Source organism: Cetobacterium sp. 2A, assembly GCF_014250685.1.
Lineage (GTDB): Bacteria > Fusobacteriota > Fusobacteriia > Fusobacteriales > Fusobacteriaceae > Cetobacterium.
On record NZ_JACFAJ010000006.1, the window covers coordinates 816,106 to 828,662 of the forward strand.

The 12,557-nt window shown below is 37.3% G+C and carries 8 protein-coding genes, 1 tRNA gene, 3 rRNA genes and 1 other RNA gene; all 13 read left to right on the forward strand.

The annotated features are described in order from the left end of the window. Positions 1-19 precede the first annotated feature (19 nt). The 13 genes from H3N56_RS13235 to rplS all read left to right on the forward strand — a co-directional run bounded on the left by H3N56_RS13235 (position 20) and on the right by rplS (position 12,520). On the forward strand, positions 20-553 hold the full coding sequence (locus tag H3N56_RS13235; RefSeq protein WP_221893447.1) for a DUF2769 domain-containing protein: 534 nt from the start codon (positions 20-22) through the stop codon (positions 551-553). A 152-nt stretch (positions 554-705) separates the two neighbouring features. Further along, the gene (dnaG, locus tag H3N56_RS07885) at positions 706-2,502 is read left to right on the forward strand and encodes a DNA primase (RefSeq protein WP_185880655.1); all 1,797 of its coding nucleotides are present in this window, start codon (positions 706-708) and stop codon (positions 2,500-2,502) included. Positions 2,503-2,531: 29 nt separating this feature from the next. Beyond that, positions 2,532-3,767, forward strand: a complete 1,236-nt coding sequence (gene rpoD / locus H3N56_RS07890; protein WP_185880656.1) for an RNA polymerase sigma factor RpoD — start codon at positions 2,532-2,534, stop codon at positions 3,765-3,767. A gap of 66 nt (positions 3,768-3,833) precedes the next feature. Further along, positions 3,834-4,697, forward strand: coding sequence for a sigma-70 family RNA polymerase sigma factor (locus H3N56_RS07895; protein ID WP_185880657.1), 864 nt, complete (start codon positions 3,834-3,836; stop codon positions 4,695-4,697). Continuing rightward, a complete protein-coding gene (locus tag H3N56_RS07900; protein WP_185880658.1) occupies positions 4,694-5,482 on the forward strand; it encodes a Nif3-like dinuclear metal center hexameric protein in 789 nt (262 codons plus the stop codon). The genes H3N56_RS07895 and H3N56_RS07900 overlap by 4 nt, the downstream gene beginning before the upstream one ends. Before the next feature lie 11 nt (positions 5,483-5,493). Further along, positions 5,494-6,045 carry a hypothetical protein gene (locus tag H3N56_RS07905; protein WP_185880659.1) on the forward strand — a complete coding sequence of 184 codons (552 nt, stop codon included), beginning with the start codon at positions 5,494-5,496 and terminating at the stop codon, positions 6,043-6,045. A 12-nt stretch (positions 6,046-6,057) separates the two neighbouring features. After that, an RNA gene (gene rnpB, locus H3N56_RS07910) (RNase P RNA component class A) lies at positions 6,058-6,402 on the forward strand. 209 nt (positions 6,403-6,611) lie between these two features. Next, positions 6,612-8,125: ribosomal RNA gene (locus H3N56_RS07915) — 16S ribosomal RNA — on the forward strand. Positions 8,126-8,278: 153 nt separating this feature from the next. Then, positions 8,279-11,192: ribosomal RNA gene (locus H3N56_RS07920) — 23S ribosomal RNA — on the forward strand. 53 nt (positions 11,193-11,245) lie between these two features. Next, a 5S ribosomal RNA gene (rrf, locus tag H3N56_RS07925) occupies positions 11,246-11,362 on the forward strand. The 16S, 23S and 5S rRNA genes sit together here with 1 tRNA gene alongside, the layout of an rRNA operon. A 10-nt stretch (positions 11,363-11,372) precedes the next feature. Continuing rightward, a tRNA-Asn gene (locus H3N56_RS07930) sits at positions 11,373-11,448 on the forward strand. A 43-nt stretch (positions 11,449-11,491) separates the two neighbouring features. Continuing rightward, positions 11,492-12,067: an LA_2272 family surface repeat-containing protein gene (locus H3N56_RS07935; protein WP_185880660.1), complete on the forward strand. Its 576-nt coding sequence runs from the start codon at positions 11,492-11,494 to the stop codon at positions 12,065-12,067. Positions 12,068-12,169: 102 nt separating this feature from the next. Beyond that, positions 12,170-12,520: a 50S ribosomal protein L19 gene (rplS, locus tag H3N56_RS07940; RefSeq protein WP_185880661.1), complete on the forward strand. Its 351-nt coding sequence runs from the start codon at positions 12,170-12,172 to the stop codon at positions 12,518-12,520. Positions 12,521-12,557: the final 37 nt, after the last annotated feature.

Below are 12,557 nucleotides of genomic sequence, written 5' to 3' on the forward strand. Positions count from 1 at the left end.
TTGATTGGGAGGTTACGATATGGAAGAAGATAAAAACAAATCTAAAATTTTAAATCCAGAGGTTTTAGCACCAGATGTTTTAAACCCAGATGTAGAAGCAGAAGATGGAGAAGTTATAGGAGCTCAAATTTATGAAAAATTAGCAGAGGATGAAGGGGAAGCAAAAGCTGAAGAAAAACCTCTTGCACCATTTTCTGAGGTAGATTTGGAAAAACCAACTGAGACTCCAGAAGTAAAAACTGAAAAACCTGTTGAAACTAAACCTACTGAAGCTAGACCTGTAGATAAAACAATGGAAAATTTGAAAAAATGTATATGTTCAAAGTGTCCAAGCTATACATTGGGATGTAAAATAAAGGAGATGCCAAAGAATCTATTAGAGATTGCAATGCATCATTCTGACTTATCAAAAGTAGAACATTTAGAAGGAATGTTTTGTGCGTTTGGAAAAAGTAAATGTTTAGCTGAAGAAAAAGGTTGTAACTGTACAAAGTGTGAAGTTTATAAAGAGTACAATTTGTCCAAAATATACTTCTGTATTAGAGACATATAACTTATATATAAAGAGAAGTAGTAATACTTCTCTTTTTTATTTGTTGTTCAAAAAAAATTGATTAATTCTAAAAAATATAATATACTTAAGAGTGGAATAATTGATAATTGTTCTCAAAATTGGTTAGGCTATAATTTTCACAGGAGAAAGTAATGAAATATAAAAATGAAGATATTGATTTATTGATGGATCAACTTAAGATTGAAGAGGTAGTTGGAGAATTTGTGGACTTAAAAAAAAGTGGAGCAAATTATAAAGGGCTATGTCCTTTTCACCAAGATAGTAATCCTTCTTTTATAGTTAGTCCTAGTAAAAATATCTGTAAATGCTTCGTTTGTGGGGCAGGAGGAAATCCTGTGAAGTTTTACGCTGACTATAAGAAGATAAACTTTTTCGAATCTGTAAAGGAATTAGCACAAAAATATAAGATAAAAATTAAAAGTATTTATTCGAATGAGGATAATGAAAACGATTTCTATTATAAAATAATGAATGAAGCACATTCATATTTTTGTGACCAAATTTTTTTAAATTCTGGAAGAGAGGCATTAGAATATTTATCTAAAAGAAAAATATCACCACAATTAATAAAAGAAAATGGAATAGGGTTCGCTTCTAATAGCTGGACAGGACTTCATGATCATTTATTGATGAAGGGATATAAACTGGAAGATATTTTAGAGCTAGGATTAGTTAAAAAAAATGAAAATAACACTTATGACACTTTTAGAAATAGAGTAATATTTCCTATATATTCTCCTACCGGAAAAATTATTGCGTTCGGAGGAAGGACATTAGAAGATAGAAAAGATATTCCTAAATACATAAACTCTCCAGAGACTCCTATTTTTAAAAAAGGAAAGAATTTATATGGAATAAAAAATAAGGGGACTAACCTTAAAAAGAAAAATTATTCTATATTAATGGAAGGTTATATGGATGTTCTTTCGGCACATTCATATGGGTTTGATGTAGCTTTAGCACCTTTAGGTACCGCTTTCACAGAAGAGCAAGGAGTGCTTTTAAAAAGGTACACAAACAATATTATATTAGCTTTTGATATGGACGTAGCCGGTCAAATGGCAACTGAAAAAACTGCTTTTATACTTAAAAAATTAGATTTTAATTTAAGAGTTTTAGTCCTAGAAGGGGCTAAAGATCCAGATGAATACTTAAAAAAGTATGGTAAAGAAAGTTTTTTAAAGGCAGTAAAAAACTCTTTAGAAATTTTTGACTACCTATATATGAGTTATTCTAAAGAATACAATTTGGATGAACATATATCAAAACAAAAATTTATTGAGAGATTTAAAGAATTTTTTAGAAATTTACAAAATAATTTAGAACAAACCTTGTATTTAGATAAGTTATCTAAAAGTTTAGAAGTATCTATAGATATATTAAGAGATATACTTATAAATAATAATAAAACAAAACAAAGGAAATCACTTGAATATAAAGAAGTAAGAGAAGAATTTAAAGATAAAAGGAGTTATGACCTCGAAGAACTTACGATTGCAGTAGTTATAGCAAGAGAGGAATTCTATGAAGATTTTAAAGATAAGAAGCTTAAAACACCTCTTGGAAAAAAAATATTTTCATATTTAGAATTTTCTCATGAAAACAACTCTAATTACTCGTCTAACCTTGTGAAAGAGATTATAAACACCGGAAATTTAAATGAAGACGAAGAAAGAAAAATAATAGAAATTTCGATGGCTCTATTAAATGATTACTCTAAAAATTTAGAAATAGAAAGAGGCGTGAGAGACGTCTTTGTTTCTTGGTTTGTACTGGAGTTAAAAGAGCAACTAAAAGAAAGAAAGAATATAATGCAACACCTAAAGCTAAAAAAAGTTGAAGAGGAACTAAAGAAAGAGACGCTTACTTTCGAAGAGATAAAAGCCTTGTACAATAATTTTTTAGAGTTGGTTAATAACGGAAAATAAATTTTTTATAATAGAGGAGGCTTCATATAATGAAGGAGTTTATAAAGAACGATAAGGTACTGGCCTTACTTAGAAAGGCTATGGAAAGTAAGGTGATAACGTTTGAGGAAATAAACGAACAGTTAGAAACAGATTTCCCACCTGAGAGAATAGAGTTTCTTATCAATGGTATGGTTGAACAAGGAATAGAGATAGTACAAAAGAGTGAGCTAGAAAAGAAGGAAAGCGAAAAGGGAAGAGCTAGAAAAAAAATCATAGTTCCTTTGGCTAAAACAGATAGAGATGATTCAGATTTAGCTGATGATTCAGATGAAGAGGAAACAGAAGAGAAACCAAGAGGAGAATTTGATGAATTTGGTTTCAATCCTGAAGGATTAGAAGAAGTATCGGAAGATGAGTTAATTAATGATGATTTATTTAATATAACTGGAGATATGGAAGTTGATGAACCTATCAAAATGTATTTAAGAGAGATAGGACAAATTCCTCTATTAAAGCATGAGCAAGAGTTAGAGTATGCTAAAAAAGCTTTAGAGGGAGATGATTTTTCTCAACAACAACTTATCGAAGCTAACTTAAGACTAGTTGTAAGTATTGCTAAAAAACATACAAACAGAGGACTTAAGTTATTGGATTTAATTCAAGAGGGAAATATAGGGCTTATGAAAGCTGTTGAGAAGTTTGAATACAGTAAGGGATATAAATTCTCTACATATGCTACTTGGTGGATTAGACAGGCTATAACGAGAGCTATAGCTGACCAAGGAAGAACAATTAGAATTCCAGTACATATGATTGAAACTATCAATAAGATAAAGAAAGAAGCTAGAGTTTATTTACAAGAGACTGGAAAAGATGCAACACCAGAAATTTTAGCTGAAAGACTTGGAATGGAAGTTGATAAAATAAAAGCTATTCAAGAAATGAACCAAGACCCTATTTCTCTTGAAACTCCAGTAGGAAGTGAAGAGGATAGTGAATTAGGAGATTTCGTAGAAGATAATAAAATGTTAAATCCTTACGAACTTACAAATAGAACGTTACTAAGAGAACAGTTAAACGATGTATTGAAAACGCTTAGCAGTAGAGAGGAACAAGTTCTTAGATATAGATATGGATTGGATGATGGTTCTCCAAAAACTTTGGAAGAGGTTGGAAAAATATTTAAAGTTACTAGAGAGAGAATCAGACAAATAGAAGTTAAAGCACTTAGAAAGTTAAGACATCCAAGTAGAAGAAAAAAACTAGAGGACTTCAAAGTTTAAAAAATGAGGAGCTATGAAAAGCTCCTTTTTACTTTATATTATCAAATTTTAAGAGGAGAATAAACTATGAAAACATTAAATATAAAAGATTATGAAGTGAAAATTATAAAAGAATTAAGAGATGAAGAGGATTTTTTAAACTTTTTAGAAATTGAAGGTGGAATTAAAATAGATTTTAGTAGAGAAGAAGAGGTGTTGGTAGAAACAAAGAAAAATGAATATTTCTCAGAAGAAATAGTTCCAGAATATTTGGAAGAAATTTCTCATTATTTACCAATAACTAAAGAAGAAGAGGCTGAACTATTAGGATCTTTAGAAGAGGAAGAAAGTAGAGAAAGACTTATAGTTGGATATTTGAGAGAAGCTGCAAAGTTATCTTTAGATTATTTAAAATCAGGAATTGATTACATGGATCTTATTCAAGAGGGAAGTGTTTCTATAATAAAATCTATAGATGAGTATAGAGTTATTTATGGAGATTTCTCAGATTATATGAGAGCGTCTATAATAAGAGCGTTAGTTTTATTTTTAGAAATGAGATTAGAAGATGTAAAAAGTTCTTATGTATCTTACTTTAGTAGAAAAAAAGAAGAGCTTATTGAGCATGAAATAGTTTCTGAAATTGAAGCTGATGAGGATATGGAAAATGAAGAGGACGAAGAGGACGAATTTAAAATACTTGGAAGTTCAGAAGAGATAAAAGATAAAATAGAAAAAATAGCAAAAGTTAATATTTGGATGATTCCAAATAAAATTAACCAGCAAGAAAAAGAAATCATAGATTATTACTATGGATTAATAGGTGACAAGAGAGAATCATTATTCGAAATAGAAAATAAGATGAATCTTACTAGAGGAGAGGGAGAAATCATATTTACAAAAGCCCTTGAAAGAATATCTACAGGAGGAGGGAGACTTTTTAAAATATGACAATATCTGATATAATAAAAGAGTTGGAGAAAAAGTTTCCTAAAAATTTTGCAGAATCATGGGACAATGTAGGATTATTAGTTGGTGATAGAAAACAAGACGTAAAAAAAATAATTGTGACATTGGATGCTACAGAAAGTGTCATAGATATGGCTATAGAAAGAAATGCAGATTTAATAATATCTCATCATCCACTTATTTTTAGTCCAATAAAACATATAGATTTTTCTGAACTAATAGGAAGAAAAATAATGAAATTAATTAAAAATAACATATCTCTTTATAGTTTACATACAAATATAGATTCAGCACCTAAAGGATTAAATTGGTTTTTAGGAGAATGTTTGGGTTTTGAAAGTGGAAAAATATTAGAAGAGAATAGTTTTCAAGAAAGTTCATATGGTATAGGTAGAGTTTATAAACTAGATAGAAATATGAGTGTGTTGGAAATTGGAGAACTAATAAAAGAAAAATTGAAATTAGAAAAAATAATTGTAAGTTCTAAAAATATAGAGCTGAAATCCATAAAAAAAATTGCTATAATAAATGGATCTGGAATGGGATACTGGAGAAAAGCTAAAAGACTAGGGGCAGATCTTGTTTTAACAGGGGATGTAAAGTATCATGAGGCCATTGATGCAGTAGAGAATGGAATTTCTGTGATTGATATAGGGCATTACGAAAGTGAGATTATTTTTGGAGAACTAATAAAAGAGAATTTACAAAGCAAATTTGAAGTTGAGATTGAAATATTAAATGATGAACCAATATTCAAAGATATATAAAAGGGGATAAAATGATAAGACGAATATTTAGTGCATTTATATTATTTACAACTATTATTTCGGCACAAGTGAATGATAATTTAAACTTATTTAGCGAAGATGATAAAAAGAATTTAGCTATAAAAGTTGAAGAGATTTTAGAAAAAAGAGAGATAAAAGTTTATATAAATACATTGATTGAAGGGGAAGGTTTTCAATTAGTTAATCCTGAAAAGTCAATTGTATTAAATATTAATAAAGAGAATCCAGAAACTCAAAGAGTACAGATAAACTTTACTCAGGACTTAAATATGGAGGAGAAAGAGGAAGAAATAGGTCTTCTTTTAGATAACGTAGAACAGTTTATAAAGTCACAGCAGTATGGAACATATACTCTAGAGACATTAAATGGTTTGGATGAAATACTTCAGGAACAAATAGTGGAAGAAGTTCAAGCGGAGTCAACATTTCCATATGTAAAAATAATGATTGGGATTATGATAATTTTTATTTGCTTGACAATTGTTAAAATAATATTTAAAATAAAAAGGATGAAAAAAAAGTTTGTGAAAAAAACAAACTAAAAATAATATAATAAGGGTATTAAGGTTAATCGCTTGCAATTTATTGCAAGAGGAAAGTCCGGGCTCCACAGAGCAAAAAGGGTAGCTAACGGCTACTGAAGGAAACTTTAAGGAAAGTGCCACAGAAAATAGACCGCCAGTCTTTGATTGGTAAGGGTGAAATGGCGGTGTAAGAGACCACCAGTTTTTTAGGAGACTAAAAAAGCTAGGTAAACCCCCTTTGGAGCAAGACTAAATAGGAAAGATAGATGGGCTGCTCGTCCACTTTCAGGGTAAGTTGCTTGAGTCTATAGGCGACTATAGATCTAGATAAATGATTGACAAATACAAAACCCGGCTTATTTAATGCCCTTATTATAAAAAAAATAAAAATATTTTAAAAAAAGTATTGACGAAGTTTTTAAATTATGGTACTATTATTTCTGTCAGCGGGAAACACCGCAGACGAAAAACAAAACAAAAAACAAATAGGACATTAGCAACCGAATAGAGAAAGATAGTCAAAAGTTATGCAACAACAACCATTAAATGGTGTACATTAAGTCGTAAGACTTTAAAAATATATTTGAATGAAGAGTTTGATCCTGGCTCAGGATGAACGCTGACAGAATGCTTAACACATGCAAGTCGACTTGAAGTTCTTCGGAATGGAAAGTGGCGGACGGGTGAGTAACGCGTAAAGAATTTGCCTTTTAGTCTGGGACAACTGTTGGAAACGACAGCTAATACCGGATATTATGAGTTTCTCGCATGGGATTCTTATGAAAGCTATATGCGCTAGAAGAGAACTTTGCGTTCCATTAGCTAGTTGGTGGGGTAATGGCCCACCAAGGCGACGATGGATAGCCGGCCTGAGAGGGTGAACGGCCACAAGGGGACTGAGACACGGCCCTTACTCCTACGGGAGGCAGCAGTGGGGAATATTGGACAATGGGCCACAAGCCTGATCCAGCAATTCTGTGTGCACGATGAAGGTTTTAGGATCGTAAAGTGCTTTCAGTTGGGAAGAAAAAAATGACGGTACCAACAGAAGAAGCGACGGCTAAATACGTGCCAGCAGCCGCGGTAATACGTATGTCGCAAGCGTTATCCGGATTTATTGGGCGTAAAGCGCGTCTAGGCGGATTAGTAAGTCTGATGTTAAAATGCGGGGCTCAACTCCGTATTGCGTTGGAAACTGCTAGTCTAGAGTACTGGAGAGGTGGGCGGAACTACAAGTGTAGAGGTGAAATTCGTAGATATTTGTAGGAATGCCGATAGAGAAGTCAGCTCACTGGACAGATACTGACGCTGAAGCGCGAAAGCGTGGGGAGCAAACAGGATTAGATACCCTGGTAGTCCACGCCGTAAACGATGATCACTAGGTGTTGGGGGTCGAACCTCAGCGCCCAAGCTAACGCGATAAGTGATCCGCCTGGGGAGTACGTACGCAAGTATGAAACTCAAAGGAATTGACGGGGACCCGCACAAGCGGTGGAGCATGTGGTTTAATTCGACGCAACGCGAGGAACCTTACCAGCGTTTGACATCCCAAGAAGTTTCCAGAGATGGAGATGTGCCGGCTTGCCGGAACTTGGTGACAGGTGGTGCATGGCTGTCGTCAGCTCGTGTCGTGAGATGTTGGGTTAAGTCCCGCAACGAGCGCAACCCCTTTTGTATGTTGCTACCATTAAGTTGAGCACTCATGCGATACTGCCTGCGACGAGCAGGAGGAAGGTGGGGATGACGTCAAGTCATCATGCCCCTTATACGCTGGGCTACACACGTGCTACAATGGGCAGTACAGAGAGTCGCCAACCCGCGAGGGTGAGCTAATCTCTTAAAGCTGTTCTTAGTTCGGATTGTACTCTGCAACTCGAGTACATGAAGTTGGAATCGCTAGTAATCGCAAATCAGCTATGTTGCGGTGAATACGTTCTCGGGTCTTGTACACACCGCCCGTCACACCACGAGAGTTGGTTGCACCTGAAGTGGCAGGCCTAACCCGTAAGGGAGGGATGTTCCTAAGGTGTGATTAGCGATTGGGGTGAAGTCGTAACAAGGTATCCGTACGGGAACGTGCGGATGGATCACCTCCTTTCTAAGGAGACTACAATCTTTCTCTATTCGATTGATGATGTTCTATCATCAAACTTTGGACATTGGAAACTATATAGTAGATATTGAGAGAATAATTAACAAATAACTAACAATTCAAATAATCTTTGAGTAGTTAGTCTGTCAAATAAAAATAGGTTAAGATATTAAGGGCACATGAAGGATGCCTTGGTAGTAAGAGCCGATGAAGGACGTGGTAAGCTGCGATAAGCCTAGAGGAGTTGCAATCGAACATTGATTCTAGGATTTCCGAATGGAGAAATCTGCTAAGATGGAGTCTTAGCACGAAAGAGGGAACCGCGTGAACTGAAACATCTAAGTAACGCGAGGAAAAGAAAGTAAAAACGATCCCCTAAGTAGCGGCGAGCGAACGGGGGTGAGCCTAAACCATATACATGCCAAGGTTACAGCCGTTGTGTATATGGGGTAGCGGGATAGTCTCTAGAAAGTCTGTAAAGCTTTCAGCATTTTGAAACACCGAACTGGAAGAACTTGGAAAAGTTCGCCGTAGAGGGTGATAGCCCCGTACAGGTAACCTGTTTCAAATGCGTAACTAATCCCAAGTAGCACGGAACACGAGGAATTCTGTGTGAATCAGCGAGGACCATATCTCGTAAGGCTAAATACTCTTACTAACCGATAGCGCATAGTACCGTGAGGGAAAGGTGAAAAGAACCCCGGGAGGGGAGTGAAATAGAACCTGAAATCATGTGCTTACAAGCGGTCAGAGCCCTTCGGGGTGATGGCGTGCCTTTTGGAGAATGATCCTGCGAGTTACGTTCAGTGGCAAGGTTAAGTTTAACGGAGCCGAAGGGAAACCGAGTCTGAATAGGGCGACATAGTCGCTGGGCGTAGACGCGAAACCTGGTGATCTAAGCCTGTCCAGGGTGAAGCTGTGGTAAGACACAGTGGAGGCCCGAACTCACCGCCGTTGAAAAGTTGGGAGATGAGGTAGGTTTAGGGGTGAAAAGCCAATCGAACCAGGAGATAGCTCGTTCTCTCCGAAATGCATTTAGGTGCAGCCTTGAGTGTTCAATTATGGGGGTAGAGCACTGAATGATCTAGGGGGCATATTGCTTACCGAAATCAATCAAACTCCGAATACCATAATTTAAGAGCTCAGGAGTGAGACTATGGGAATTAACTTCCATGGTCAAAAGGGAAACAACCCAGACCACCAGCTAAGGTCCCTAATTATAACTAAGTGGGAAAGGAGGTGGAGATTCACAAACAACCAGGAGGTTGGCTTAGAAGCAGCCATACCTTTAAAGAGTGCGTAATAGCTCACTGGTCGAGAGTCTCTGCGCCGACAATGTAACGGGGCTAAGTTATAAACCGAAGCTGTGGAATTGCGTAAGCAATTGGTAGGAGAGCGTTCTGTAGGCCGTTGAAGGAGAAGCGTAAGCGACTCTGGAGGTATCAGAAGTGAGAATGCAGGAATAAGTAGCGAGAATGGGAGCGAGAATCTCCCACGCCGGAAGACCAAGGGTTCCAGGGTAAAGTTTGTCTTCCCTGGGTAAGCCGGGTCCTAAGCCGAGGCTATAATGCGTAGGCGAATGGAAAACAGATTAATATTTCTGTGCCACTGATATTGAGTGATGGAGGGACGCAGGAGGTTATGCACGCTGGCGAACGGAAGTGCCAGTGTAAGCGTGTAGGGTGGTCTCGTAGGAAAATCCGCGAGACTAGATCTGAGGCGTGATACGGAGTCGTAAGATGAAGGTGCAAATACCACACTGCCGAGAAAAGCTTCTAAGCGTTTAAAGATATTAGTGCCCGTACCCCAAACCGACACAGGTGGTCAGGATGAGAAATCTAAGGCGGACAGGCTAACTCTCGTTAAGGAACTCTGCAAAATTGCCCCGTAACTTCGGGAGAAGGGGTGCCTTTCATGGTCAGCGAACACGCGTCGCAAAGCTGTGAGAGGCCGCAGTGAAGAGTCTCAGGCGACTGTTTAACAAAAACACAGGTCTATGCTAAGCTGTAAGGCGATGTATATGGGCTGACACCTGCCCAGTGCCGGAAGGTTAAGAGGAGGAGTGAGAGCTCCGAATTGAAGCCCCGGTGAACGGCGGCCGTAACTATAACGGTCCTAAGGTAGCGAAATTCCTTGTCGGGTAAGTTCCGACCTGCACGAATGGTGTAACGATCTGAGAGCTGTCTTGACGGGAGGCCTGGTGAAATTGTATTATCGGTGAAGATACCGATTACCTGCAGTAGGACGGAAAGACCCCATGGAGCTTTACTGTAGCTTGGTATTGGGTTTTGGTGTCGTATGTATAGGATAGTTGGGAGACTATGATGCGTGGTCGCTAGATTACGCGGAGTCAACGGTGGAATACCAACCATACTACATCGAAATTCTAATCTGAGGTTTGTACCCTCGGAGACAGTGCTAGGTGGGCAGTTTGACTGGGGCGGTCGCCTCCGAAAGAGTAACGGAGGCGTTCAAAGGTTCCCTCAGGTTGGATGGAAATCAACCGGAGAGTGCAATGGCAGAAGGGAGCTTAACTGCGAGACTGACGGGTCGAGCAGGTGCGAAAGCAGGACATAGTGATCCGGCGATTCCGAATGGAAGGGTCGTCGCTCAACGGATAAAAGCTACCCTGGGGATAACAGGCTGATTCTACCCGAGAGTCCATATCGACGGTAGAGTTTGGCACCTCGATGTCGGCTCATCGCATCCTGGGGCTGGAGAAGGTCCCAAGGGTTGGGCTGTTCGCCCATTAAAGCGGTACGTGAGCTGGGTTCAGAACGTCGTGAGACAGTTCGGTCCCTATCCACTGTAGGCGTTAGAATATTGAGAAGATCTGTCCTTAGTACGAGAGGACCGGGATGGACAAACCTCTGATGTACCAGTTGTCACGCCAGTGGCACAGCTGGGTAGTCACGTTTGGAACAGATAACCGCTGAAAGCATCTAAGCGGGAAACTGACTTCAAGATAAGTATTCTTTAAGACACCTTCGAGACTAGGAGGTTGATAGGTTGGGGGTGTAAGAGTAGCGATACTTTTAGCTGACCAATACTAATATGTCGAAGTTTTAACCTAATAAATCTCAACTACTATATAGTTTCAAGTGTTCCAAAGACATTTGAATATTGATTGGCAACGATAGCTATGAGGGTACACCCAGTAACATTTCGAACCTGGAAGTTAAGCTCATAAACGCTGAAAGTACTTGGGGGGCAGCCCCCTGGGAGGATAAGTAGTTGCCAATCTTAAAAAAGTGCTTCTTTAGCTCAGTTGGTAGAGCACACGACTGTTAATCGTGTTGTCGCTGGTTCGAGCCCAGCAAGAAGCGCCATTTTTTTATTTTTTGGAAAATTTATAAAAGGGGAGTATATTGTATGAAAAAGAAAATTATTGGTATGTCAATTATGACATCATTAACGCTTTTGGGAGCAGAGTCTTTTGAAGCTGGATTCTTGTCACCAATGCAACTCAATGGACCAAATACAAGTGTAAACGGAATAAGAATTGGAGCTATCTACACTGAAAATCAGAATGTAGAGGGATTAGATCTAAATATTATTGCCAACAGAAAAAGAAACTTTAATGGTCTATCTTTAGGATCTTTCTATGATAGAACCGATGCTGATTTTACAGGTGTTAGATTAGGATGGTTTATACCTCTTTCATTTAACAGTGTTGGTGGAAATATGAAAGGAATTCAAATCGGATCTGTAAACATGGTAGAAAAAAGCATGATGGGAGCTCAGTTAGGACTAGTTAACTTCACTGGAACTGGAAAGGGATTACAGTTTGGTGCATTTAATAAAGCTGACAGATTTAGAGGAGTTCAGATAGGTTTTGTTAACTATGCAGATAGATTAGAAGGATTACAAATAGGTTTTGTAAATATCGCTGCAAATAGTGAATTATTTGAAGTATTACCAATTGTAAACTTTAACTTCAAATTCTAAATGAAAATTGACTTTTAACTAAAATTATGATAGAATAACTAGGTTATCATAACGGATATTCCGCTTTAATGGAATATTAAATGAATATTCAAGGAGGAAAAAATGAAAGAAAAATTAATCCAATTAGTAGAGCAAAACTACTTAAGAAACGACATCCCTACTTTTAAGGCCGGAGATACTATCGCTGTGCATTACAAAGTAAAAGAGGGTAACAAAGAAAGAGTACAATTATTCGAAGGTGTAGTAATCAGAGTAAATGGTGGAGGAATCGCTAAGACTTTCACAATTAGAAAAGTTACTTCAGGTATCGGTATAGAGAGAATAATACCTGTTAACTCTCCAATGATCGAAAAGATCGATGTACTAAAAGTTGGAAAAGTAAGAAGATCTAAGCTTTACTACTTAAGAGCACTTTCTGGTAAGAAAGCAAGAATCAAAGAATTAAGAAAATAGTTGCATTGTTAAGCTAAGGAAACCATATTTCCTTAGC